Consider the following 24559-nt stretch of genomic DNA (forward strand, 5'->3'; position numbering starts at 1 on the left):
TGTGGACGAGGCTGCCTCATCCACAGGCCGAGGACGGTCGAGTCAGTGTCTCGTCAACAGCAATCGGTGCCGGAGTGAGTGAGCCCAGGGTTCGTCGGTGGCCCCGGCGCCCCGTCTCAGCCGCGGATCGCCGTCGGCGGCTCGAGATCGGACTTCGCGATCTCTTCGATATTGACGTCCTTGAACGTCAGCACGTGCACGGTCTTGATGAACCGCGCCGACCGGTAGCTGTCCCACACCCACGCGTCGCGCAGGGTGAGTTCGAAGTACACGTCGCCGGCATCGTTGTGAGCTTTGAGGTCGACGTGGTTGGCGAGGTAGAACCGGCGCTCGGTCTCGACGACATAGGCGAAGAGACCGACGACGTCCCGGTACTCCTTGTACAGCGCAAGCTCGAGTTGTGCTTCGTAGTCGTCAAGATCATCGGCGCTCATAACAGGCCCTCCTTCGCTCCTGAGTCCGCGGTCAGGCGGAAGCTTCTCCGGTGGTGGATGCTGGGTCCGAGTTCGATGATGCCCTGTCGGTGCTTCACCGTCCCGTATCCCACGTTCGATTCCCAACCATAGTGCGGATGGGCCTCCGCGAGCGCGATCATCGTCTCGTCGCGTGCCACTTTCGCCACGATGCTCGCCGCCGCGATCGCCGGAACGGAGCCGTCCCCCTTGATCACGGTGCGCACAGGCGGCAGTTCGAGGTCGACACAGTCACCGAATATCCCCAGGCAATCGAGGGTGAGTGGGGCCGAAAGCCAATCGTGTCGACCGTCGAGGAGCACCATCGTCCGGCCCGGGAAATCCCCCGCCGAGGCGGCCGTTCCGTTGACATCGACACCGACCGAACCGTTCCTTTCGGAACCGCCCGAACCGTGCCCATCGGAACGAGCGTCCGCCCATTCGCGCAGCATCGAGATCATGGCGCGACGTCCGGCGAGGTTGAGCGCCATCGTCATCCCCACCTCGTCGAGTTCGGCAGGCGTCGTCGACCCCACTGCCGTAGTAGTTGCCCACGACCGCACGCGGTCGGTGGCTTCCTGCCTCGACTGCGCACTCAGCTGCTTCGAATCATGGATGCCGGCGGGCACCTCGGCTGCGGTGAGTACACGCAGATCGAACAGGGCGACACCGACGCTGACGGGCCCGGCCAGGGCGCCACGGCCCACCTCGTCGACACCGATGACGTAGTCGAATCCCGCGCTCAGCAGTTCCCGTTCGACGCTGAGGTCGGTCAGTCCACGTGCGGCCATCAGTTCCCGCTGAGTCCCTCGGCGGTGTCCGGCACCTGCGCGAAGACTTCGTCGGGGGTGGAGACCCAGCTGAAATGCTTGAACGGCCAGTTGATGAGGAACACGGTGCCGACGACGTCGTCTTCGGACACGAACGGGTCGGTGTCCATGTGGTATCGCGAGTCAGCGGAGTTGCTGCGGTTGTCGCCCATCACCCAGTAGTGTCCTTCGGGCACGGTGACTTCGAATTCGACCTCCGAGGGGGCGGTGCCCTCATCGAGATAGGTTTCGTCGATCGGTTCGCCGTTGACCAGCAGGCGTCCTTCGGCGTCACAGCACTTGATCGTGTCGCCGCCGACGCCGATAACCCGTTTGATCAGCTGATTGCCCGAGTCCGCGGGGGCCAAGCCGATGAATTCGAGTACCGGGTTGGGCGTGTATTCGGCGGTCTCGGCGGCCGAGAGCCAATGGTCCGGGTCGTCGAAGACGATGATGTCGCCGCGGTCGGCGGGTCCGAAGCGGTGAGCCAGCTGGTTGACGAGCACCCGGTCATCGACCTGGAGGGTCGTCATCATGGATTCGGACGGGATGTAGAAAGAACGGACGACCCACGTCTTCAGGGCCGTCGAGATGAGCAGGGCGACGACGATGATCGCCAGGGTCTCCAGCAGACCGCGCGCGAACCGTTTCGAGGCGGGCGGCGGGGAAGCTTCGGATTCGCTTGTCATTCGTTCGCTTTCACATCGGACCAGGGCTGCGGCTGTGGACTGAACCGAGCGTATCAGCACGACTCTCGCCGCACACTCAGCCGCAGTGCAGTTCCGTGCGAACGCTCAGCCGTCCGTGCAAATACTCAGTCGACGACGATTGCCCGCACCGAGGCGGCATTCTGTGGACGACGGTTCCTCGCACCGAGGCGGCGCTCAGTCGATCGAGGAGCCGTGCCCGATCACGGGGCCGATGATCCGGTCGGTGGGGATGAATCCCCCACCTGGCCGTCCCAGCAGCGACCTGGAGTCAGCGGAGTCGTTGCGGTTGTCGCCCATCACCCACATGGTGCCCTCGGGGACCTCGACGGAGAATTCCACCGCCGAGGCGGGGGTCGGCGCATAGTCTTCGCTCAGAGGCTTGCCGTTAAGCAGCAGACGGCCCTTCGCGTCGCAGCATTCGAGGCTGTCACCGCCGACGGCGATGACGCGTTTGACGTAGTAGACGTCCCGAGGGCCGAGTCCGACCCAGGAACCGATCTTCTGCAGAGGAGTGGGCAACGCATCGTCGACGAACGATCCGCGGCCGTCGAAGACGACGATGTCTCCGCGTTGGAGGTCTCCGCGCAGGGCGTCGGGACGCCACACCGTGATCGAATCATCGACCTTGAGCGTCGGCTCCATCGAGGCACTCGGAATGGTGAAGCGCTGAATGACGAATCCGCGGATCGATCCGCCGAGCACGATGATGATGACGACGATCGCCGCGATCGCCTTCCAGAACCGTGCCGAAGACAGAAGACGCGACCCGAAGGTCGCGTCTTCATGTCTGTTCGTCACCGTGTGATCATCGCCCACAGTGCCGGGCAAATCAGGCCTTTTCGCGGATGCGAGCAGCCTTGCCGCGCAGTTCGCGCAGGTAGTACAGCTTCGCACGACGCACGGCGCCGCGGGTGAGGACCTCGATCTTGTCGACGTTGGGCGAGTGCACCGGGAAGGTACGCTCCACACCGACGCCGAAGCTGATCTTACGGACGGTGAAGGTCTCGCGAACGCCGTCGCCCTGGCGACGGATGACGATTCCCTTGAAGACCTGGATACGCGAGCGCGAACCTTCGATCACCTTGACGTGAACGTTGAGGGTGTCGCCCGGACGGAATTCGGGAACGTCAGACTTCAGCGAGGCTGCATCTACAACATCGAGCTTCTGCATTGTGGTTTCTCCTGTGGCCTCTGCTTCAGGTCGAGGACACGCATATCGGACCGGTGTTCCGGTAACTGGATCGTCTGTCGGGATCTCTCCCCGTCGACCCGCCGATTCGATGCGACGGGCCACCGTGGGCACTCATCCCCCTGAAGCAGGTGAGTGCCAACAAACGCGACGCTCTATTCTGTCACGGTTGAGCGCTCAGACTCAAACCGCTCGAGCGCCGCCAGGTCGTCTTTGCTCAGGTCATCGAGCTTCTCAAGCAGATCCGGTCTGACATCCGCGGTGCGTTCGAGACGTCGGTCACGTCGCCACCTGGCGATCGCGGCGTGGTTGCCGCTGAGCAGGATCTCGGGCACTTCGCGTCCGCGCCAGGACGCCGGCTTCGTATAGATCGGGTATTCGAGCAGTCCGTCTTCGTGGCTCTCCTCGGTCAGCGACTCGGGGTTTCCGATGACGCCGGGGATGAGGCGGGTGACCGCTTCGATCATCACCATCGAGGCGACTTCACCGCCGTTGAGGACGTAGTCGCCGATGCTCATGGGCAGCAGGTCGAAGTGCTCCCCGGCCCAATCGATGACGCGCTGGTCGATTCCTTCGTAGCGTCCGCAGGCGAAGACGAGGTGGTCGCGGGCGGCGAGATCCTCGGCGATGCGCTGGTCGAACACCTGCCCGGCGGGGCTGGGCACGATGAGCGTCGGCTTGCCTCCGGCTGTCGGACCGGCGGTCCGAGCACCGTCCGCACCTTCGCCCACCGCAGCGCTGCCGCGTTCCGCGAGGATGTGCTCGAGAGCCAACGCCCAGGGTTCGGCCTTCATGACCATTCCCGCTCCCCCGCCATAGGGTGAGTCGTCGACGGTGTTGTGCCGGTCGAAGGTGAAGTCCCGGAGGTCATGGACGCCGAGGCTCAGCTGACCACGATCGACGGCCTTGCCGATGAGCGAGAGCTGCAGTCCGGCGAGATATTCGGGGAAGATCGACACGACATCGATCGACATCTGCGGTCCGACCGCCTCGGCGGGTGGCGCACCCTGGGGCACCGAGTCCGTTCCGGTCGCCTCGGCGGGGGTGTCGCCGCCAATCATCAGGGACGATTCGGTCATCGGGAACGGTTCGCTCATTCGGCGTCGAAGAGGCCGGCGGGCGGGGTGACGGTGACGCGTCCTGAGTCGATGTCGACATCGGGCACGATCTCGGTGACGAAGGGGATGAGCACAACGTGACCGGCGGTGTGCTTCATGTGGAGCAGATCCTGAGCGGTCCCGTTCGTGACGTCGACGATCTCGCCGACGAGGGCGTCGTTCTCATAGACCTTGAGGCCGATGAGGTCGTCGAGGTACCAGGCGTCGGTTTCGTCTTCGTCCTCATCCGCCTCGGCGAGGATGAGGGTGTTGCGGATCTCCTCGGCGCGGTTGCGGTCGGGGACCTCATCGAAAGCCAGGAGCAGGCGATCGCGGTGCCACCTCGCCGACTTCAGCGTCAGCAGTCCGATATCGGGATCCGTGACGAAGGTCGCCCCTGGATTGAGCCGGTCCTCGGGTCGGTCGGTGCGCACCTCGACGGTGAATTCGCCCTTGATTCCGTGCGGCTTGCCCAGCCGGGCGATCACCGTGTCCATACTGCTCCTCGAAGTCTGCTGTCGCTGTCTGTTCGGCCGGCCCTGCACTGAGGTGACTGCGCTTCTGCGGTCGCACGGCGGGCCGCCGTGTTCAGGCACCAGTGTAGTCGGCGACGGTTAAGTGAATGCACGAGAGGGGATGCAGCGCACGTGCACTGCATCCCCTCTCGGATGTTGGAATTACGCCTCGATGAGGTCCACTCGCACCGACTCACGGCCGGCCAGCGAGTTCATCACGGTGCGCAGGGCCTTGGCGGTCCTGCCTGCACGGCCGATGACCCGGCCGAGGTCTTCGGGGTGAACCCGGACCTCGAGGGTCGTGCCGCGCTGCGAAGAACGCGAACGAACGGAGACGTCGTCGGGATGATCGACGATTCCGCGGACCAGATGTTCGAGCGAATCAGGCAACATCTCAGGCTTCAGCGCTTTCTTCAGCGGCCTCAGGTGCGGCTTCGGCTGCTTCCTCGGCCGGAGCCTCGGCAGCTTCAGCGGACTTGCCGCCCTTCTGCGTGATGGCTTCCTTGATCACCGATTCGGCGTTCGGGGCCACATAGGCTTCCTTCTCAGGCTGCGGCTTCACGGTGTTGACCGCTTCACCTTCGCCCTTGAACTTCTGCCAGTCGCCGGTGAGCTTGAGCAGAGCCTTGACCTGGTCGCTCGGCTGTGCGCCGACGCCGAGCCAGTACTGCGCGCGCTCGGAGTCGATCTCGATGACCGAAGGCTCACGGGTCGGGTGGTAGATGCCGATCTGTTCGATGGCCTTACCGTCACGACGGGTCTTCGAGTCAGCGACGACGACGCGGTAGAAGGGTGCACGGATCTTGCCCATGCGGGTCAGACGAATTTTGACTGCCACTTTAGTGGTGTCTCCTTTTGTGTTCTGTGTGCACAGCTGTACCAGAAGAATCGTGGGGTTGATCTGCTGGAAGCCGCGGCTCGGACTATCACTTCGGCGCGGATGAGAGGGCCCGGACCGAGAGCAAAAGTACAAGAGTCAATTGTGCCAGAAGGCTCTACTTCTTGCCACCTGGGAAGATTCCGCCGAAGCCCTTGGGCAGGTTCGCCGGATCGAATTCCTCGTCCTTGCCCAGATCGACTCCGCCGAAGGCCGAGCCGACCGGGTCCTGGGTCTTGCCCGCCTTCTTGTCCGCCAGCGCCTGCGCCTCCTGCGCACGCTTGGCCGGGTTGCCCGACTGACCGCCCTTGCGGCCCTTCTTCTTCCCTGCGGGTTTCTTCTTCTTACCACCGGCGGCACCAGGCATTCCGCCCATTCCGGGCATCTGCGGCATACCTCCGCCACCGGGCATGCCGGGCATTCCGCCGCCGCGGGTCATCGACCGCATCATCTTCTGAGCCTGGGTGAAGCGCTCCATGAGCTGGTTGACCGCGGTGACCGTGGTGCCGGCACCCTTGGCGATGCGGGCACGGCGGGAGCCGTTGAGGATCTTCGGGTTGGAGCGCTCCTGGGGTGTCATCGATCTCACAATCGCTTCGACCCGGTCGACCTCACGCTCGTCGAAGTTCGCCAGCTGCTCCTTGTACTGGCTCATGCCGGGCATCATGCCCAGCATCTTCTTCATCGAGCCCATCTTCTTCAGGCCCGCCATCTGCGTGAGGAAGTCGTTGAGGTCGAAGTCCTCGCCGGATTCGACCTTCTTCTTGAGCTTCTCGGTCTCTTTTTCGTCGAAGTTCTTCTCGGCCTGCTCGATGAGCGTCATGATGTCGCCCATGTCGAGGATCCGGTCGGCCATCCGGTCCGGGTGGAACTGCTCGAAGTCCTTCATCGATTCGCCCGTGGAGGCGAACATGATCGGCTTTCCGGTCACCTCGGCGACGGACAGCGCGGCACCGCCGCGGGAGTCACCGTCGAGCTTCGAGAGCACGACGCCGGTGAAGTCGACGCCGTCGAGGAACGCCTCGGCGGTCTTCACCGCGTCCTGACCGATCATCGCGTCGATGACGAAGAGGACCTCGTCGGGGTTGACCGCGCTGCGGATGTCCGCGGCCTGCCGCATGAGCTCCTCGTCGATGCCGAGACGCCCGGCCGTATCGACGATGACGACGTCGTGGAGTTTGGACTTCGCGACCTCGATCGAGTCGGTGGCGACCTGGATCGGATCACCGACACCATTGCCCGGTTCCGGGGCGTAGACCACGGCACCGGCACGCTCGCCGACGATCTGGAGCTGGTTGACGGCGTTGGGGCGCTGCAGGTCGGCCGCGACGAGCATCGGCCGGTGGCCCTCGGACTTCAGCCAGTGCGCGAGCTTTCCGGCCAAGGTGGTCTTACCTGCACCCTGGAGGCCGGCGAGCATGATGACCGTCGGCGGCCGCTTGGCGAAGTTGAGTCGACGGGTCTGACCGCCGAGGATGCCGACGAGTTCGTCGTTGACGATCTTGACGACCTGCTGGCCGGGATTGAGTGCGCCCGAGACTTCCTCGGACAGGGCGCGTTCACGGATCCGGCCGGTGAAGGCACGCACGACAGGCAGGGCGACGTCGGCGTCGAGCAGGGCACGTCTGATCTCACGGATGGTGGCATCGACGTCGGCTTCGGACAGCCGGCCCTTCCCGCGCAGATTCTTGAAAGTCGCGGTGAGCCTGTCGGACAGAGAGTTAAACACGTACAAGCCTTCTTCACGATGGTTTGGTCGACTCTCTAGACTAGCAACTCACCCGGGTCCGGCTGAAACCGCGCATGCTGGCAAACCCCGGTGAGCCCCGGTGAGTCACAGTGAGCCTGCCTCGGGGACAGGAGCCGCTCCGACCAGATCACTGGGTCGCCCGCAGGAATCCTGCGGAAACTTCTCAATTCCTTCGCCGAGGCGGCCCACCGTTCGCATTCTCCGCTGAGCATCGTTCGCCCTTCCTTTCACCCCCTACCCTTCTGCGCAAATGGCGCCGGTGGTCGCAAAACCTCTCGTTCCACCAGGGCGGGTTGCGAGGAGTGGTGAGGGGTGCCCGACTGGCTGTAGGAGATAGAACAAGCGGTGAGGGATGCTGCTCGCCGCAGAGGTGATCGCAATAAGGCGAAAAGTGGCTTCGAGGGGTGCCGTCGCGGCGAAGACTCGCCTGCGCGTGGGGTATTTCTGCGGCCAGAAACGGGCATCCCCCACCGGTAGTCACACACCACCCTGATGCAGCGGGGTGGTGTGTGAGGACCAGTGAGGGATGCGTCAGTACCTGTAGGAAGCGACCGCGTGGGGAAGAGTTGCCGCCAACGGTGCCAGGCGGCCAGCAGCGGTCGGGGAAGCGGCCACCTGCGAGGTAGTGGCCGAAATTCAGCAGCCGACCGGTGACCGGGGAAGCCAGCGCCGGCGGCCGCGATCACCGGAAGGAGTAAGCCTGCTCCGCGTGTTCGTAGGTGTCGATGCCCTCGAGTTCCTCGCGCGGGTCGATCCGCAGCCCCATCGTCCGCCGCAGCACCAGCGAGATGGCCAGGGTGACGAGTCCGGCGAAGACGATGGCCACGAGGCAGGCGAGCACCTGCGCGATGAGCAGTTCGAGTCCGCCGCCGTAGAAGAGACCGGCCGGTCCGTCCTCGTGCGGGAAGGCGAAGAAGCCGATCATCACGGTGCCGATGATTCCTGCGACTAGGTGGACGGCCACCACATCGAGCGCATCGTCGTAGCGCAGACGGTTCTTCGCTTCGACGGCGAAGATCGCTCCCGCTCCTGCGGCGATGCCGATGAGCACGGCGGCGTAGGGATCGACGTTGGCGCACGCCGGGGTGATGGCGACGAGGCCGGCGATCGCGCCCGAGACGCTGCCGATGCTGGACGGTCGCGAGGCCCGCAGCCGTTCGATCATGATCCAGGTGATCATGCCGGCGGCCGGTGCTGCCAGGGTGTTGATCCAGATGAGCCCACCCTGTTCGATCGTCGAGGCGGCACCGCCGTTGAAGCCGAACCAGCCGAACCACAGCAGGGCCGCTCCGAGCACGGTGATAGGAATGTTGTGCGGTTTGTGCGGGGTCGAGAAGCGGGCGCGGCGACCCATGACGACGACGAGGACGAGCGCCGAGATGCCGGCATTGATATGAACGACGGTGCCGCCGGCGAAGTCGATGGCGGGTCCGAACAAGCTGCCGATCGCACCGGATTCGCTGAGCAGTCCGTCGCCCCAGACCATGAACGCCAGCGGGCAGTACACGAGCGTCACCCAGGCGGCCGAGAAGACCAGCCAGGTGGAGAATTTCGCTCGGTCGGCGACGGCACCGGCGATGAGTGCGATCGCGATCATCGCGAACGTCGAACCGTAGCCGATCGAGATCAGCGAGGCGGGATCGTCGGCGACGGCACCGGTGAGTCCGAGCTGGGACAGCGGATTGCCGACGAGCCCGGCGATCGAATCACCCGAGCTCAGCCCGTATCCGTAGAGCACCCAGACGAGCCCGCCGACGGCCATTGCGGAGAAGACCATCATCATCATGTTGATGGCCGAGGTGATGCGCGTCATCCCGCCGTAGAAGAACGCCACCCCGGGGGTCATGAGCAGGACCAGCCCTGCCGCGACCATCATCCATACGTTCACTGCATCGAGTTCCATGTCGTCTCTCATCTGTCGAAGCCGGTTCCGGATCGAACCGCGCAGAGACAGTTTCCATGACGCATGTCACAGTGATGATTCGGCTATGTTTCGTGATTATGACAAGCCGGGTCTCTCCCAGCATTTACAAGGGTGAGACCCGGCAGAATCCATCCGCAGATTCGGTGTGCGAAATCAGTCGAGCAGTGCGTCGACGAACCCTTCGGCGGTGAATGGCGCCAGGTCGTCCGCGCCTTCGCCGAGGCCGATGAGCTTGACCGGCACCCCGAGTTCACGCTGGACGGCGACGACGATTCCGCCTTTCGCGGTGCCGTCGAGCTTGGTGAGAACGATTCCGGTGATGTCGACCGCCTCGGCGAAGACCTTCGCCTGCTGCATGCCGTTCTGTCCGGTGGTGGCGTCGAGGACGAGGAGCACCTCGTCGATCTCGTGGCCCTCCCCCAGCGGTCGGGTGGCCACACGCTTGACCTTGCCGAGTTCGTCCATGAGTCCGCGTTTGTTCTGCAGACGTCCGGCGGTGTCGATGAGGACGACGTCGGAACCGTCGGCCTGTCCCTTCTCGACGGCAGAGTAGGCCACCGAGGCGGGATCGGCGCCTTCTTCCTTGCGCACGGTTTCGACGCCGACGCGTTCACCCCATGTGGACAGCTGTTCGGCCGCGGCGGCGCGGAAGGTGTCCGCGGCGCCGAGCAGCACGGACTTGTCCTCGGCGACGAGCACGCGGGCGATCTTGCCCACCGTCGTCGTCTTCCCGGCACCGTTGACCCCGACGACGAGGATGACGGAGGGGTCACCGTCCTTGCCGGTATCGGCGAGCGAGCGGTCCATCGTCGGATCGACGAGTTTGATGAGCTCTTCTCGCAGCAGCCCGCGGACCTCTTCGGGATCCCGGGTGCCGAGCACCTTGACGCGTTCGCGCAGGCGGTCGACGAGCTCGGTCGTCGGTTCGACGCCGACGTCGGCGAGGATGAGCGTATCCTCGATCTCCTCCCAGGCGGACTCGTCGAGATTGTCACGGGAGAGGAGGTTGAGCAGTCCGCGTCCGAGCCCGCTGTTCGACTTCGCCAGGCGTTCACGCAGGCGGACGAGGCGGCTGGCCGGTTCGGTGGGGACCTCGGAACCGCGCGCTTCGGCTTTGTCCTTCTCGACCGCCTCGGCGACGTCATCGATGCTCAGCTCACCGGTGACCTCCGCATCGATGCCGCGCTTGTCGTCGAGGCCCTTCTTGCGCGCGTTGACGCGCAGCGAGATGCCCACGCCGACGACGAGAGCGAACACGATCGCCGCGACGATGAGCAAGATGATCGGCTGATCCATGGTTCTTCCGTCCTCCTTTGAGTGCCGCCGTTAGGGCCGCCGGCACTCGAGTTCCCGGACTCTTCCGGTGGTGTCAGTGTGTCGGTGAGCGCGCCGGAATCAGTCGGCGCGGTCTCCATTGTCGCGGGCCTCGACCGCTCGAGGCCGCATGAGTCTCAGGTCAGGATCCGCGGCTACCGAAGAGCAGCCCGGCGGTGGTCTTCCACCCGGTTCCCGACTCGGGGATCTTCCAGTGGCGGGTGCGCGGGCGGACCGTGATGAGTGAGGGCGCCGCATGGCGTCGGGGCTGGGGGCGGAGCACATAGGAGTGATCGCGGATCGCGGTCACCGCCGCCTGTTCCCTGGTCGCCAGGTGCGAGGTGCCGTCATCGTGCCCGAAGAATTCGTGGACTTCGTCGTCGTAGCCGGTCCACTCGGGCGGCAGACGGAATCGCTGCACGTCGGAGGAGTATCGCAGGCGTCCTTCGGCGCGCAGGCCGGGCAGAGCCACGAGGAGGACGACGACGAGTGCCAGGGCGAAGGAGATCGCGAGTCCGACGATGACGACAAGTACCGAGTTCATGCCCTCGAGCCACCTCGCAGTACAGCAGCCTCGGCCATGGACGTCCCGCTCCTCACATTCTTCGAATACCTGTGTCTCGGCCCAAGTCTATAGTCCCCGGCCACGACAATTGTGCTCGCCCGCCGTACGGCAGTTGCAAAATTCCCTGGGACTGTCCTGGGCATCACCGTCAAATGGCCTTGTGCCCCAGCGGCGGGCCTGTCACCTCGGGCGCGCCGGCCGAAGAGCGGACTGCCGATCACGGAATCCGCTGCGATATGACTTTCGACACCCCGTCGCCGTGCATCGTCACTCCGTAGAGGGCATCGGCGATCTCCATCGTCCGCTTCTGGTGTGTGATGACGATGAGCTGCGAGGAGTCCTGCAGTTCTTTGAACACCGTGAGCAGGCGCGAGAGGTTGAGATCGTCGAGGGCTGCTTCGACCTCGTCCATGACGTAGAACGGGCTCGGCCGGGCCTTGAAGATCGCGACCAGCATGGCCACGGCCACCAGCGACCGCTCCCCTCCGGAGAGCAGAGACAGACGTTTGACCTTCTTGCCGGCCGGGCGGGCGTGCACGTCGACGCCGGTGGTGAGCATGTCGTTCGGATCGGTCAGGCTCAGTGCGCCCTCACCGCCGGGGAAGAGGCGGGAGAAGATGTCCTCGAACTCCCGCGCCGTATCCGCATAGGCTTCGGCGAAGACGCGTTCGACGTGCCGGTCGACCTCCTCGACGAGCTGCATGAGGTCCTTGCGGGAGGATTCGATGTCCGCGATCTGCTTCTCGAGGAACTGATGCCGTTCCTTCAGCGCCTCATACTCCTCGAGCGCGAGCGGATTGACCGTGCCGATGCGCTTGAGCTGCGACGCCGCCTGCTTCTGCCGCTTCTCCATTTCGGCGCGCACATACGGCCGGTCCTCGACGTCCTCCTCGAACGACGGAACGGGCAGATGCGGCCCGAATTCGTCGATGAGGCGGTCGATTCCCAGCCCCGTCTCCTCCTCCGATCGGTGCGCGATCTCCTCGAGCCGAAGTCGGAAACGCTCCTTCGCCAGTTCGGCTTCGGCCGCGGCGTCCTTGAGCTTCTGCAGCTGGGTACGCGTCGATCCCAGTTCCTCGCCGAGGCGGCCCTTCTCTTCGCGCAGACCGCCGCGTTCATCGACGAGGACCTGGATCGCCTCACCGAGTTCGGCCACCGTCGAGGCGGCCAGCTCCGCGGCTTCGGCTGCGGTTTCGGCGATGAGCTGCACCGAGGCGGCCGCCCGCTTCTTCTTCGCGATCGTGCGCTGCGTCTGCTCCCGCGCCGCTTCTTCGGCCTTCGCCGCCCGCAGGAGGGAGTCCACCCGGTCGCTGAGGAACCGCGCCCGGTCGGCAGCCGACCGGTGGCTGATACGGGCTTCGACGAGGTCTTCCGAAGCTTGGGCGACCTGTGCGCTGAGTTCGTCCCGAGCGGCGGTATCGACGACTTCGTCGACCTCGGCGGCTCCGGCCAGTGCTGCCGCGGCCGACTGAGAGTCGCGTTCGGCGGCGGCGAGGCGGGATTCGAGTTCGGTCGCGTTCTCCTGCGCGCGCTGCAGGCGAGTGCGAGCCACACCGATCTCGCCGGTGATGCGCGAGACTTCTTCGGCCGCGGCCATGATCTTCGCGTCCGAGGAGTGGAGAGCATCGAGGGCTGCGGCTGATTCCTCACGTGCCGCGGTCAGGCGCGGTTCGAGTTCGGTCAAGGAGGCGTCGAGCTTCCCCGCCCGGTCGTCGAGGTCGGCAATGAGGGAATGGGTGTCCTCGAGCGCGGTCTGTGAGGCCAGCCGTGTGCCCGAGGCAGTGCGGGCCCGGCTGATGCGGGTCGCGGTGAGCACTTCACCGTGGACGGTGACGGCGGTGAGTTCGGGCCGGGCCACGGTGAGTTCGATTCCGGTGCGCGCATCGGGGACGCAGACGACACCGTGCAGGGCCCGGGCCAGCAGAGCGCGCAGTTCGGGGACGTCGCTGTCGACGACGTCGGAGAGCCATCGCAGGCCGTCCAGCGCAGGCAGCTCGGGAAGAGTCTCAAGGGCGCTCCCACCGCCCTTCCCGGCCGCTGGTTCGACCCCGGCGGGGATCGTCAGCGACACGTTCGTGTCCTCGCCGAGGTGGTCGAGCACTGCCAGCGCCGCTGCGCTGTCATCGACGATGACACCGGAGACCGTCGTCGACAGAGCCGCTGCCGCGGCCATTTCGAACCCATGGTCGACACTGAGCCGTTCGGTCACGGCCGTGCGCACTCCCGGCAGGTCCGCATTGACGATGTCTTCGAGGTCGGCTTCCAGGGCGGTGCCCAATGCCAGGGCCTCCGCGCGGGCTTTCGCCGATGACAGTTCGGACGCCACCTGCGCCCGCTGCTCCTGCAGCTCAGTGCGTTCGGTCTCCAGCTTCTCGAGGCTGGCCTGCGCCGCCTCGTACGCGGAGTCGAGTTCGGTCTCACCGGCTTCGACGTCCTCGACACCGGTCTCGGCCGATTCGAGTTCCCTGCTGCGTTCGGCGATGCGGGCGGTGACGGTGTCGATCTCCGCGCGGTTGGCTTCGATCCGGGACTTGAGGTCAGTGATCCGCTCGGCCGCCTGGGTCTGCTTCGACTGCAGCGCCGAGCGGTTCTTCACCGCTTCGGTGATGGCGATCTGTGCGGCCTTGACCTCGTCTTCGGCGGTGCGCAGGGCTTGGGTGAGCTCTTCCTTCCGCTCCTGGCTGGCCTCGAGTGCGTTCGTCTTCTCGGTCACGGCCGCCTCGGCGTCGCTGAGTTCGGAGCGGTTGCGTTCGGCCTGGGCGCGCAGCTCCTCGGGTGACTTCGCTTCCCTCTGCCCCAGGCTCGTGATCTCCGAGAGCAGGTGGGAGCGTTTGTCCTCGGCACGTTGGCTCAGACCCTGAGCACGCACGACCTGTGTCTGTGTCCGCGATTCGGCGGTGCGTTGGACTTCGAGTTCGCTGTCGAGTTCGGACAGCCGGGCTTCGATCTCCGACAGCCGCGCCTCGGTGCGGGTGCGGCGGTGGTCAAGTTCGGCGATGCGGTCGCTGTGGTCTTCGCCCTCGCTCGTCGATGCCAGGGAGGACTGCATCCTCACAGCGTCGTCAGCGAGCAGCCTGGCGGTGGCGTCACGCAGCGTCGCCTGCACGGTCGCTGCCTTCGCGGCCGCTTCGGCCTGCCGTCCCAAGGGCCCCAGCTGCCGGTTGAGTTCGGTGCGCAGATCGGTGAGCCGGTCGAGGTTCGTCTGCAGTCCGGTGAGTTTGCGGACCGCTTTGTCCTTGCGACGTCGGTGCTTGAGCACCCCGGCGGCCTCTTCGATGAAGCTGCGCCTCTCCAGCGGGTCGGCATGGAGGATCGCGTCGAGACGGCCCTGGCCGACGATAACGTGCATCTCCTTGCCCAGGCCGGAGTCGTTGAGCAGCTCTTGGATGTCGAGCAGCCTCGCCGGTGCCCCGTTGACGGCGTATTCGGATCCGCCGGTGCGGAACAGGGTCCGCGAGATGGTCACCTCGGTGTAGTCGACGGGGATGACTCCGTCGGTGTTGTCGATGGTCAGGGTCACCTCGGCGCGTCCCAGGGCCTGCCGTTTCGAGGTTCCGGCGAAGATGACGTCGTCCATCTTTCCGCCGCGCAGATTCTTCGCACCCTGTTCGCCCATCACCCAGGACAGAGCGTCGACGACGTTGGACTTGCCCGAGCCGTTGGGTCCGACGACGCAGGTGATTCCCGGCTCGAATCGGAGGGTCGTCGCCGAGGCGAAGGACTTGAATCCCCGCAGTGTCAGGCTTTTGAGATGCATATTGGGCACCAGCATATCCGCAGGCGGCGGCGAGATCCCGAATCTTTTGGTAGAGTTTCTCCTCGTGCGTAGACGACTGCGCCGTTTTCCTCCGTAGCTCAGTTGGCAGAGCATTCGACTGTTAATCGAAGGGTCGCTGGTTCGAGCCCAGCCGGGGGAGCTGGAAGGGGCCCTGTCGTGCGCGGCAGGGTCCCTCACTATTCACCGCACCTGTGTGACGGTGAAGCACAGCGAAAGGCGACCGATGGTGGTCCGAGATGAGGGAATTCCGACCATCATCGCCCGTGGTCTGTCATGATCATGTGTGAGAGGTGTTCGGGTGCACTCGGCTCGGATCCCTTCGGCCACCTGTCCGATGCAGTCCATTCAAGGAAGGAACGCCGAGGCGGCAGCTCGTTCTCATTCGTGTCACCGAGGACCCGCCCCCGATCGGCCCGATCACTATGAGCAGTGAACATACCAAGATTCAGGAGCTCATCGAGCACCTGAAGAATCCGACGACCGCGCTCCGGCCCTTCAAACGTGAGGGTCTGGACAAGGTGGTCTTCTTCGCGGCCGGCCTCCTTGCCGTCGCTTTCGTCGTCTGGGGCTTCGTCTCTCCCGACAGCCTCGGCAATGTGGCTGGCACGCTGCTGACCGGAGTGATGGACAACTTCGGCTGGCTCTTCGTCATCGCCGCCACGATCTTCACGATCTTCGTCATCGTCGTCGCCGTCAGCCGATTCGGCCGGATCCCGCTGGGCAAGGACGATGAGAAGCCGGAGTTCAAGACCTCCTCGTGGATCGCGATGATGTTCGCCACGGGCATGGGCATCGGACTCGTGTTCTCCGCGGTCGGCGAACCCCTGTTCTTCTATATGTCCCCTCCTCCGAACACCGTCGACGGCTCCACTGCCGAGGCGATGGGCACGTCCATGGGAACGACTCTGTTCCACTGGACGCTCTACCCGTGGGCGATGTACGCCATCGTCGGTCTCGGCGTGGCCTATGGTTCGTTCCGTCTGGGACGCTCGCAGCTGTTCTCGTCGATGTTCACTCCGCTGTTCGGTGAGCGCGCCGTCAACGGTTTCGGCGGCAAGGTCATCAACATCCTCGCGATCCTCGCGACCCTTTTCGGTTCGGCCTGCTCGCTGGGTCTGGGTGCCATCCAGATCGGCGGCGGCATCGAGTCCGCAGGCATCATGTCCGAGGTCACTTCACCGGTGCTCGTCATCATCATCGCGATCCTCACGGCCGCATTCGTCGCCTCCGCGGTCTCGGGCGTGGAGAAGGGCATCCAGTGGCTGTCGAACATCAACATGGTGCTCGCCGTCATCGTCGCCCTCATCGTCTTCATCGGCGGTCCGACGCTGTTCATCCTCAACGTCATCCCCTCCTCGGTGGGTGCGTTCATCCAGGATCTGCCGCAGCTGGCTTCGCGTACCGCTGCCGACGGGCAGGGTGTCAATGAATGGCTGTCGTCGTGGACTGTCTTCTACTGGGCATGGTGGGTGTCATGGTCGCCGTTCGTCGGCCTGTTCATCGCCCGCATCTCGCGCGGTCGCACCGTCCGTCAGTTCGTCACCGGCGTGCTCATCGTCCCATCCGTCGTCTCGACCATCTGGTTCGCGATCTTCGGCGGCGGTGCCATCGGCATCCAGGAACGCGCCGAACGCGGCGAAGGCACGGTCAAGGCATTGGCGAGCATCGTCGACGGAGAACCGGACATCAACATGGACACGGTTCTGTTCGACCTCCTCGGCGCTCTGCCGCTGCCGAACCTCATCGCGATCATCCTCATGATCGTCACGGTCATCCTCATCGCGATCTTCTTCGTCACCGGCGCGGATTCCGCGTCGATCGTCATGGGCACCCTGTCGGCCAACGGCATGCAGGAGCCGGGCAAGGGCCTCGTCATCTTCTGGGGCACCGCGACCGGTGCCGTGGCTGCGGTCATGCTGTTGGCGGGCGGTTCCGATCCCGCCGAGGCGCTCGACGGGCTGAAGAACATCACCATCGTCTCCGCCCTGCCGTTCGTCATCGTCATGCTGCTGCTGTGCGTGGCGGTGTGGAAGGACCTGTCGAAGGACCCGCTCATCATCCAGGAGCAGCTGGCCGCACACGTGCTCGAGACCTCGGTGGCCACCGCGGTCGACGAGTACGACGGCGAGATGTTCGGCCTCGAGACCTCGGAACTCCAGATCGAGGACGAACCGGCCGAGTCTTCGGAGGATGCCGCAAAGTCCACGGAAAAGGGCACCTCGGCAAAGAACTAACCCCAATTGCTACCTGACGGCGGCCCAGCAACCTCGCGCGAGGTTGCTGGGCCGCCGTCAGGTGGTTTGAAGGAAAGGAAGTCGAAAGATGAACAGAGTCATCAGACGCGAGGGAAACATCTCGACATTCGTCGGCTGGATGCTCGTCGTCATGGCGATTCTCGCGTTCATCACGGTGATCATCCTGGCGATCTTCGCCGAACCGTTTTTTCTTTTCTTCCTCTTCGGCCCGGTCATCCTCCTCATCGGCGCGTGGGTGAATTTCCACATGGGGTCACGGGCCCGGTTGGAGATCACTCCTGAGGAGTTCATCTGGTGCGGCTTCACCGGCAGACCTCATCGAATAGCCTGGCGGGATCTCGACCGCATTCTCATCCCGGCTCCCGGTTCACGTTATCGACTGGCTGCGGCAGCGCGCCTGAGAAACGGTCGGATCGTCGAAATCGACTCACTGTGGTTGTCTCCGACGAACCCCGCGAACATTCTCTCCCCGCCCGACCACACCCAGGCGCAAAGGGCCCTCATCGACGGCCACAAAGCGTATCTCGCGAGAGCATTCTGACACTGACGTCTTGATACTGTGTTCGCAGGCGGCACTGCTGAAGGCGAGAGACGGAGGGCGAGACTGGTGATCGTGGTCGACAGCATCGAGGCGCTGCGTGAGCACACTGCCGACAAACGCTGCGTTCTCGCCACCCCCGAAGACCGAGAGCTGACGGATGAGGCGTCGAAAGTCCTCGACCTGAAGCTGCACGGCACACATCATCCTGCGCCGAGGCGGCCGATGGCTGCGGTCGTCGACGACCAGATCAACCTCGTGCTGCAGGTCCTCGACAAGGATCGTGCCCACCATGCGCTGCAGCTCCACGCCCGTGAACGCGGCCTGCTCGTCATCGGCGAGAGGAAGGCCCTGGACTCCATAGCGGGAAAGCTTCCTGCCGATGCCGACGATACGTGGACAGCGCTCGTCGACCTCATTCTCATCGTGGCACGCCGCTGCGAAGAGGCGCTCGACGAGATCGATGATCGGTGCCAGGAACTCGAGTCACAAGCAGTCGGCTACGCGTCTTCACCGCGGCGGCGGACGATGGGGAGACTGCGAGCCGAGCTCTTCCGGATCGGTGAGACTCAGGCGGCCCAGCAGAGGCTGCTGTCGAACGAGGAAGAGCTCGCGCAGAGTCTCGGCGAGGACCATCAGCGGCTGCTCGCCCGTGCTGCAGCGGCGTTCGGGGCGAACCAGTCGATGACCACGCGTCTGTATGCGATGCTCGGCGACATCCTCAACGAGCAGGACTCCGTCGTGTCCGAACGGCTGACTCTGGTGGCGACGATCTTCCTGCCGCTGACTCTGGCGACGGGATTCTTCGGAATGAACTTCCAGTGGATGCTCGATCGTCTGGGCAGCCTGCCGGCGTTCATCGTCTTCGGCCTCGTCATCCCCGGCCTGCTCACGGTGGCGACCCTCGTCTTCATCCGCCGACTGACACGTTCGTCCTGAGCCGGCCGAACCCAGTCTCGGCTACATTCCGAACAGCGTCGGAATGGCGATCGGTCCGGTGCCGAATGCGGTGATGACGGCGGCCAGCACCAGCAGGAGCAGGTCGTATTCGGGACCGCCCGCCGAGGCCCAGTACTTCGAGTGCCATTTGAAGACGTGCAGGCTCGTCGTGATGAGCATGAGCACGACGACGCCGAGACCGGCCCATTGGGCGAGGACGCCGGTGGCGAATGAGACTGCGGCGGCGAGCTCGGCGATGGTGACGAACCATGCGGTCGGGACGTTGAGCCCATCCGCTTTGGCGAACTGCGGAATATCCTTGGCCTTGACCATGAACTCGCGGACGAAAGCCACCGTCAGAACCGCCCTGACGAGCAGGAGTACTATCGCTGCAGCGATCGTTGGAACCGTGAACATGAGCATTCCTCTCCGCCTGAGCGCCGAGTTGGCGATCTCTCGTCCGAGTCTACGCTTCACTGCATTGAGGCCAGAGGTCTCGACAGCCTCTCCTGCCCGGCATCCCTCACCCTGAGTTTCATCTCACCGCGTTGCAACGGTGCATAATGCCTCTGCCGATGACCGATGGACCGTTCACTGTAGGACTTGCGGCGAAGGCGAGGGACTGCGAGCAACGGTGCAGGATGCTCTCGGCAGCTGGAGTGCACCGTGCCGGAGACACGGAGGCCGGATCACCCCAGCGTCGTCACCGCAGACGGTACCGCGGGGGCTTCTGGCACACAAGACAGTAGTGAGTTCCGCGCCCGCTGACGGTGATCTTGACGATCTCGGTCCCGCAGCGCACGCATTCCTGTCCCCCGCGCCCGTAGACGAGCAGGGCGCGATCGAAGTATCCGGATTCGCCGTTGACGTTGACGTAGAGAGCGTCGAAGCTCGTCCCGCCCACGGCCAGGGCATCGCTCATGACTTTCGTCGCGGATTCGAGGACCGCGACGAGGCGGCTCTTCCGTGTCCGCGCGGGTGTCGCCAAGGGATGCACCCCGGCCCGAAACAGGGCCTCATCTGCGTAGATGTTCCCGATTCCGCTGACCAGCGTCTGGTCGAGCAACGCTGCCTTGATCGCCGTGCGCTTCCTCGCAAGGTCCGCAACCACCAGTTCCGGATCGAATGCGGGCTCCAGCGGATCCGGGGCGATGTGGATCGCCGAGGCGGGGACGAGCCGTCCGTACCCGTGGACGAGAGGTTGGACGCCGATATGGCCGAAGATCCGTTGGTCGACGAACCGCAGTTCGCGTGGCTGTCCTCCACCGTCCGAGAGATGCAGAATCGCCCGTGTGTGGCGGTGGATCTCATCGCCGGGCGAGTGGATGCGCAGCTGTCCGCTCATGCCCAGATGCACGAGGATGCCGAGTTCGGGCCTCGGCACAGATGAAGCGACCGAGTCCGAAGTGGAGAGATCAGTCCCGTCTCCCAGGCTCAGCCACATGAACTTCCCGCGCCGTTCGGCCCTAAGGATGTGCGCCCCGGTCACGGCCGAAGCGAACCCGGAGACCGCGGACGGATCGATGCGCCGCTGGGACGTCGTGCCCAGGATTCGGGGGTCGGCCACCTCGGCGCCGGTGATCGTGGTCCCGGCCGTCCATTCGTCGACGCCGCGACGGACGCTTTCGACCTCGGGAAGCTCAGGCATCAGTGACCCTCGATTCGATCAGGCATGCGCCCGTGAGCGCACAAAGAGAGCACGGTGAGGCTCAGCGCCGGTAGTCCGGGTAGATGGTGCGGATGGCTTTGACTGCCACCTCGGCGGCCGCGGCTTCTGCGGCCTTCTTCGAGGAACCGTCGCCGGCGCCCCAGTTGTTCGCCCCGAGCATCGCGGTGGCGGTGAAGACCATCGCGTGGTCGGGACCCGCCGAGGTGATCTCGTAGCTCACGGCACCGAGGTCGAGGTCGGCAGCCGCCTCCTGCAGGGTGGTCTTGAAGTCCATCCCGGCGCCGAGATTGACCGCGTCGTCGAGCATTCCGTCGATGAGACGGTGGACGAAGGCGAAGGCCTCTTCGCGTCCGCGGGAGACGAAGGTCGCGCCGATGAGCGCTTCGACCGTGTCGGCGAGGATCGAGTCCTTGTTCCGGCCTCCGGTCAGCTCCTCACCCTTGCCCAGCAGAATGTGCTCGCCGATGCCGTACCGGCGGGCGATCGACGCGAGGGCACGCGTGTTGACGACGGCCGAGCGCATCTTGGCCAGCTGGCCTTCGGGCAGGTCCGGGTTGTCGTAGAACAGCGACTCGGTGGCGACGAGGCCGAGAACGGAGTCGCCGAGGAACTCGAGGCGCTCGTTGGTGGGGATGCCACCGGCCTCGAAGGCGAAGGAGCGGTGCGTGAGCGCGAGACGAAAAGTCTCGGGATCAATATCGATCCCGAGACTCTTCTGCAGTGCTGCTGTGGTATCAGTGTCCACAGTCTCAGACGTCAGCGACTTTGCGGCCCTTGTACTCGAGGTACAGCGGGGTGCCGGCTGCGTCTTCGACGACCTTGGCCTGGTGGGGGCGCGAGTACACAACGCGACCGTTCTCCACAGTCTTGACCAGGTTCGGAGCCTTGGCCTTCCACTGCGAACGACGGTGGCGGGTGTTGCTGCGCGACAATTTACGCTTCGGAACAGCCACGTCTAGCTCTCTTTCTTCTCTTCCAACAGATTCTTCAATGATGCGAACGGCGATTCGGATTCGTCCTCGTCCACCTCGAGGTCCTCCCCCAAGGTGTAGCTGAACTCCTCGCTCTCATCCCGCGAGGGATTGAACGGCAGAGCCATCACGACGGCGTCTCTGATCGCGGGCTCGAGGTCGAGCTGATCCCGGTCGATGACGTAGGAGTCCTCGTCCCCTTCGGCCTGCTCATAGACGTACATCTCCTGGATGTCCACATCTATAGGCAGCTCGATGGGTTCGAGCGTCCTCGCGTCTTCGCCGCGGGCCGTCGCCGAGACTGTGCCCGACACGTAGATTCCCTCCGACACACTCTCGAACATGAGCTCGAGCGTCAGTGGTGAACCTTCCGCAACCCCGATCACTTCGATCTTGAGATCCGCTGGAGCCGACAAGGTGGTGTTCACCCGTTCCCACTCACCCGGATGACCGAGCAGTCCCATGGATCTGAGATCATAGACGAATTCAGATCTGTTCTTCATGCCCTGTCCTCCTGGTGCGTTTGAGGATGTCGCTCCTGCGTTCACACGCGACTCACCATTCTAATCATTGTCAGCGGCCATTACCAATCGGGCCCGTCCCGCCGCGCAGGTGTTCCTGCTCACCATTTCTCGTGTTGGTTGCGCCAGGTGACGCCGCCGGCCAGGAGGAGCAGTGCGCCGGAGATCGTGAACACGATCCCGGAACCGGCGATGACAGTGAGCGCCGAGGCGGCCGATGGGATCGCGACCTGGCTGAGTCGGTTGCCCGCCAGTCGGATCGACAGCACCGCGGCCCGGTTCGCCGGATCCGAGAGCGTCGACACCCAGGTCATCGTCAGCGGCTGGGTGAGACCGAAGCAGAAGCCTGCGATCGTGAGCAGGATCGCCAGCGTCCACGGTTGGCTGAGCACGGGGATGAGGACCACACAGAGCCCAGCCGCCGCCGAGGCGGTCCACAGCAGCGAGAGATTCCGCCACTTCCGTGTGAGGACACCGATGAAGAGCCGGGAGATCACCGAGGCGAAGGTCCGTGCCGCGAGCAGCCACGTCACCGTCGTCACCGACAGTCCGTTCTGCTGACCGATGAGCGGCAGGTAGGCGGTCATCAGGTCCACGGCGGCGAGCGTGGCCATGGAGGCGAAGATCGCGGGCTTCATCCCCCGCACCGACAGCAGAGCCAGCGGGGCGATGGCGCCTTCGGCCGCCTCGGCGCGGGAGACGTGGGGTGTGCGGCCCCGCAGCATGACGATGACGGCGGCGATGAGGGTGAGCGCGGACAGTGCGGTCATGAACCACAGCGCGTTCGTGATCGCGGCATCCCCCGAGGTGGCGTCGGCGACCATGCCGGCCAGGGGCAGTCCGATGGTCTGTCCGATCGAGACCCCGAGGGTGAGGTGGCCGAACTTCGCGGTGAGCTTCGAGGCGGGGAAGCTCTGCGGGATGAGCGCCTGGGAGGCGACCGTGGTGAGCAGCTGGCCGAAGCCCAGGCTCATCGTGGCGACGAGGAGCACGCCGAGGTTGGGTGCGGTGGCCGCGAGCGCGACGGGCAGGATCGACAGAGCGGTGCCGACCCACAGCACCGCTGTGGCGTACCCGCGGTCGACAAGACGGCCGACGAAGAGCGCGGTGAGCAGCGGGACGAGTGAGTACACCGCGGTCATGAGTCCGAGGACGACTCCTGATCCGCCGAGCTCCAGAGTGCGGTAGGAGATGAGGACGCGGACGCCGTTGTACGTCGCGTGCGCGATGACGGTGTGGATGACGAGGCCCGGGAACCAGGCCCGGTTGGCTGGAGTCGCTGCGCTCATCCCTCAGACGACGCTGTCGTCGATCGCGTCCGCGGGTCCGCGGCCGCCCAATGCCTCCAGCACCGAGGTGGGGACGAGGCCTTCGATGTTCCCGCCGCCTGCGTGGACTTCCTTGATGAGTGAGGAGGAGACATGCTCGAACTTCGGATCACCGGGGACGAAGATCGTCTCGAGTTCGGACAGGTGCTTGTTCATCAGCGCCATCGGCAGTTCGTAGGCGAAGTCGGTGCCCGACCGCAGGCCCTTGACGACGGCGGGAGCGCCGATGCTGGTGCAGTAGTCGACGAGGAGGCCCCCGGAGACGAGGTCGATCGTGATGTTCTGAGCATCCCGGGTGCGTTCGTCTTCGGCCAGGGACCGGCGGATGAGGTCGGCACGGACCTCCGGGTCGAAGCGACCGGACTTCGAAGGATTGTGGACCACTGCCACGACGACTTCTTCGAACATCCGAGAGCTGCGGGCGATGATATCGAGATGACCCATGGTGATCGGGTCATAGGAACCGGGACAGACGACCTTCATGCCCTCATCGTATCGTCTGCCCCGATCAGAGGCGGGCAGATCCGGGTGACGGACACTCGAGGGGCCACAACCGTCAGTGCGCCTGCTCACGCAGTCGCAGCCACTGGTCATCGGCGGCCGACTCATCGTCGTGGCCTCTGACGAGCTGGGCGTCGAAACCGTCGCCGGGCCCGTGCAGACGGGAGGCCGCCTCGGCCATGATCCGGGCGACGATGGCAAGGGAGCGGGGTTCGTCACCGGCGGCGACCGCCTCGGCCAGGTTCTTGTGACTGTCCAGGACATCGCAGCGGACCTCGTAGCCGCGCGTCTCCGACAGCGACAGCAGACGGGTGTGAACCATCGAGACCTTCATGAGGTCGGTCAGCCGTGCCGATCCGGAGCACGCGACGATCGAGTGATGGAAGTTGAGGTCGGCGTCGCCGATCGAGCGCGCGACGTTCTCCTCGATCGCACGCTCGAGCTCCCTCAGCGCGCGGCTGATCCGGGAGGTAGCGAAACCACGCCGAATGACGAGCTTGACCGCCTGCGATTCGATCGCCTCGCGCACGGCATAGACATCGTCGATATCGGCCGTGCGCATCCGTCTCACATGCACACCGCGTCCGGGAGCATGCGTCATCACTCCTTCGCTGATGAGACGCTGCAGGGCCTCCCGCAGAGACGGCCGTGAGACTTCAAGCAGCTCGGCCGTGCGCACTTCGCTGATCGACTGACCGGGCTCGAGCGAACCGGAGTAGATGGCGTTGCGGATCTGATCGACGATGAGGTCGATCGTCGAAGAGCGGACCACTTTGCGCAGCACCGGCAGCTCGGAAGTCGGAGGATTCGTCACGGTCACGATCATATAACGTTGTCAGACAGTGTGACATTCGGAC

General features: G+C 64.7%; 25 protein-coding genes and 1 tRNA gene. 4 read left to right on the forward strand and 22 right to left on the reverse strand.

Features of this window, described 5'->3' with window-relative positions; genetic code table 11:
- Positions 1-116 precede the first annotated feature (116 nt).
- The 14 genes from AC3CD9_RS08640 to smc all read right to left on the reverse strand — a co-directional run bounded on the left by AC3CD9_RS08640 (position 117) and on the right by smc (position 14959).
- Positions 117-434: a DUF2469 domain-containing protein gene (locus tag AC3CD9_RS08640; protein ID WP_025777313.1), complete on the reverse strand. Its 318-nt coding sequence runs from the start codon at positions 432-434 to the stop codon at positions 117-119.
- Complete coding sequence (gene rnhB / locus AC3CD9_RS08645) at positions 431-1243, reverse strand: ribonuclease HII (RefSeq protein ID WP_488367250.1); 813 nt, start codon at positions 1241-1243, stop codon at positions 431-433. Before rnhB ends, AC3CD9_RS08640 begins: the two co-directional genes overlap by 4 nt.
- Positions 1243-1950, reverse strand: coding sequence for a signal peptidase I (gene lepB, locus AC3CD9_RS08650; RefSeq protein WP_488367251.1), 708 nt, complete (start codon positions 1948-1950; stop codon positions 1243-1245). Before lepB (AC3CD9_RS08650) ends, rnhB begins: the two co-directional genes overlap by 1 nt.
- A gap of 195 nt (positions 1951-2145) precedes the next feature.
- The gene (gene lepB / locus AC3CD9_RS08655) at positions 2146-2769 is read right to left on the reverse strand and encodes a signal peptidase I (protein WP_488367252.1); all 624 of its coding nucleotides are present in this window, start codon (positions 2767-2769) and stop codon (positions 2146-2148) included.
- A gap of 31 nt (positions 2770-2800) precedes the next feature.
- The gene (gene rplS / locus AC3CD9_RS08660) at positions 2801-3142 is read right to left on the reverse strand and encodes a 50S ribosomal protein L19 (protein ID WP_025777317.1); all 342 of its coding nucleotides are present in this window, start codon (positions 3140-3142) and stop codon (positions 2801-2803) included.
- Between the two features lie 173 nt (positions 3143-3315).
- Positions 3316-4134, reverse strand: coding sequence for a tRNA (guanosine(37)-N1)-methyltransferase TrmD (gene trmD / locus AC3CD9_RS08665; RefSeq protein ID WP_488367531.1), 819 nt, complete (start codon positions 4132-4134; stop codon positions 3316-3318).
- Between the two features lie 119 nt (positions 4135-4253).
- Positions 4254-4754, reverse strand: coding sequence for a ribosome maturation factor RimM (rimM, locus tag AC3CD9_RS08670; RefSeq protein ID WP_488367253.1), 501 nt, complete (start codon positions 4752-4754; stop codon positions 4254-4256).
- A gap of 180 nt (positions 4755-4934) precedes the next feature.
- Positions 4935-5165, reverse strand: a complete 231-nt coding sequence (locus tag AC3CD9_RS08675; RefSeq protein WP_039210974.1) for an RNA-binding protein — start codon at positions 5163-5165, stop codon at positions 4935-4937.
- A gap of 1 nt (position 5166) precedes the next feature.
- Complete coding sequence (rpsP, locus tag AC3CD9_RS08680) at positions 5167-5610, reverse strand: 30S ribosomal protein S16 (RefSeq protein WP_488367254.1); 444 nt, start codon at positions 5608-5610, stop codon at positions 5167-5169.
- A gap of 157 nt (positions 5611-5767) precedes the next feature.
- Positions 5768-7378: a signal recognition particle protein gene (ffh, locus tag AC3CD9_RS08685; RefSeq protein WP_488367255.1), complete on the reverse strand. Its 1611-nt coding sequence runs from the start codon at positions 7376-7378 to the stop codon at positions 5768-5770.
- 703 nt (positions 7379-8081) lie between these two features.
- The gene (locus AC3CD9_RS08690; RefSeq protein WP_259357898.1) at positions 8082-9302 is read right to left on the reverse strand and encodes an ammonium transporter; all 1221 of its coding nucleotides are present in this window, start codon (positions 9300-9302) and stop codon (positions 8082-8084) included.
- 174 nt (positions 9303-9476) lie between these two features.
- Positions 9477-10619: a signal recognition particle-docking protein FtsY gene (ftsY, locus tag AC3CD9_RS08695; RefSeq protein ID WP_488367256.1), complete on the reverse strand. Its 1143-nt coding sequence runs from the start codon at positions 10617-10619 to the stop codon at positions 9477-9479.
- A gap of 160 nt (positions 10620-10779) precedes the next feature.
- Positions 10780-11181, reverse strand: a complete 402-nt coding sequence (locus AC3CD9_RS08700; protein ID WP_025777325.1) for a hypothetical protein — start codon at positions 11179-11181, stop codon at positions 10780-10782.
- Positions 11182-11419: 238 nt separating this feature from the next.
- Positions 11420-14959 carry a chromosome segregation protein SMC gene (gene smc / locus AC3CD9_RS08705; RefSeq protein ID WP_488367257.1) on the reverse strand — a complete coding sequence of 1180 codons (3540 nt, stop codon included), beginning with the start codon at positions 14957-14959 and terminating at the stop codon, positions 11420-11422.
- 87 nt (positions 14960-15046) lie between these two features.
- On the opposite strand from smc, the gene AC3CD9_RS08710 reads away from it, so the two are divergent.
- From AC3CD9_RS08710 to AC3CD9_RS08725, 4 genes are all read left to right on the forward strand, one after another.
- A tRNA-Asn gene (locus tag AC3CD9_RS08710) sits at positions 15047-15119 on the forward strand.
- Positions 15120-15402: 283 nt separating this feature from the next.
- The gene (locus tag AC3CD9_RS08715; protein ID WP_488367258.1) at positions 15403-17214 is read left to right on the forward strand and encodes a BCCT family transporter; all 1812 of its coding nucleotides are present in this window, start codon (positions 15403-15405) and stop codon (positions 17212-17214) included.
- An 88-nt stretch (positions 17215-17302) separates the two neighbouring features.
- Positions 17303-17776: a hypothetical protein gene (locus tag AC3CD9_RS08720; protein ID WP_488367259.1), complete on the forward strand. Its 474-nt coding sequence runs from the start codon at positions 17303-17305 to the stop codon at positions 17774-17776.
- A gap of 72 nt (positions 17777-17848) precedes the next feature.
- Positions 17849-18712 carry a CorA family divalent cation transporter gene (locus AC3CD9_RS08725; RefSeq protein ID WP_488367260.1) on the forward strand — a complete coding sequence of 288 codons (864 nt, stop codon included), beginning with the start codon at positions 17849-17851 and terminating at the stop codon, positions 18710-18712.
- Positions 18713-18733: 21 nt separating this feature from the next.
- On the opposite strand, the gene AC3CD9_RS08730 is transcribed toward AC3CD9_RS08725, so the two are convergent.
- The 8 genes from AC3CD9_RS08730 to AC3CD9_RS08765 all read right to left on the reverse strand — a co-directional run bounded on the left by AC3CD9_RS08730 (position 18734) and on the right by AC3CD9_RS08765 (position 24516).
- Entirely contained in the window at positions 18734-19129 is a 396-nt protein-coding gene (locus tag AC3CD9_RS08730; protein WP_488367261.1) for a DoxX family protein, read from the reverse strand.
- A gap of 286 nt (positions 19130-19415) precedes the next feature.
- A complete protein-coding gene (gene mutM, locus AC3CD9_RS08735; RefSeq protein WP_488367263.1) occupies positions 19416-20360 on the reverse strand; it encodes a bifunctional DNA-formamidopyrimidine glycosylase/DNA-(apurinic or apyrimidinic site) lyase in 945 nt (314 codons plus the stop codon).
- Positions 20361-20421: 61 nt separating this feature from the next.
- Positions 20422-21126 (reverse strand): ribonuclease III, encoded by a 705-nt coding sequence (gene rnc / locus AC3CD9_RS08740; RefSeq protein ID WP_488367264.1) that lies wholly within the window; start codon positions 21124-21126, stop codon positions 20422-20424.
- A gap of 4 nt (positions 21127-21130) precedes the next feature.
- Positions 21131-21334, reverse strand: a complete 204-nt coding sequence (rpmF, locus tag AC3CD9_RS08745) for a 50S ribosomal protein L32 (RefSeq protein ID WP_025777330.1) — start codon at positions 21332-21334, stop codon at positions 21131-21133.
- Positions 21335-21336: 2 nt separating this feature from the next.
- Entirely contained in the window at positions 21337-21900 is a 564-nt protein-coding gene (locus tag AC3CD9_RS08750; protein ID WP_227492764.1) for a YceD family protein, read from the reverse strand.
- A 74-nt stretch (positions 21901-21974) separates the two neighbouring features.
- Complete coding sequence (locus tag AC3CD9_RS08755) at positions 21975-23162, reverse strand: MFS transporter (RefSeq protein WP_488367265.1); 1188 nt, start codon at positions 23160-23162, stop codon at positions 21975-21977.
- A gap of 3 nt (positions 23163-23165) precedes the next feature.
- Positions 23166-23684 carry a pantetheine-phosphate adenylyltransferase gene (gene coaD, locus AC3CD9_RS08760; RefSeq protein ID WP_488367266.1) on the reverse strand — a complete coding sequence of 173 codons (519 nt, stop codon included), beginning with the start codon at positions 23682-23684 and terminating at the stop codon, positions 23166-23168.
- Positions 23685-23757: 73 nt separating this feature from the next.
- Positions 23758-24516, reverse strand: coding sequence for a GntR family transcriptional regulator (locus tag AC3CD9_RS08765; RefSeq protein ID WP_488367267.1), 759 nt, complete (start codon positions 24514-24516; stop codon positions 23758-23760).
- Positions 24517-24559: the final 43 nt, after the last annotated feature.

It is taken from the genome of Brevibacterium sp. MGP-B1, from assembly GCF_057766545.1.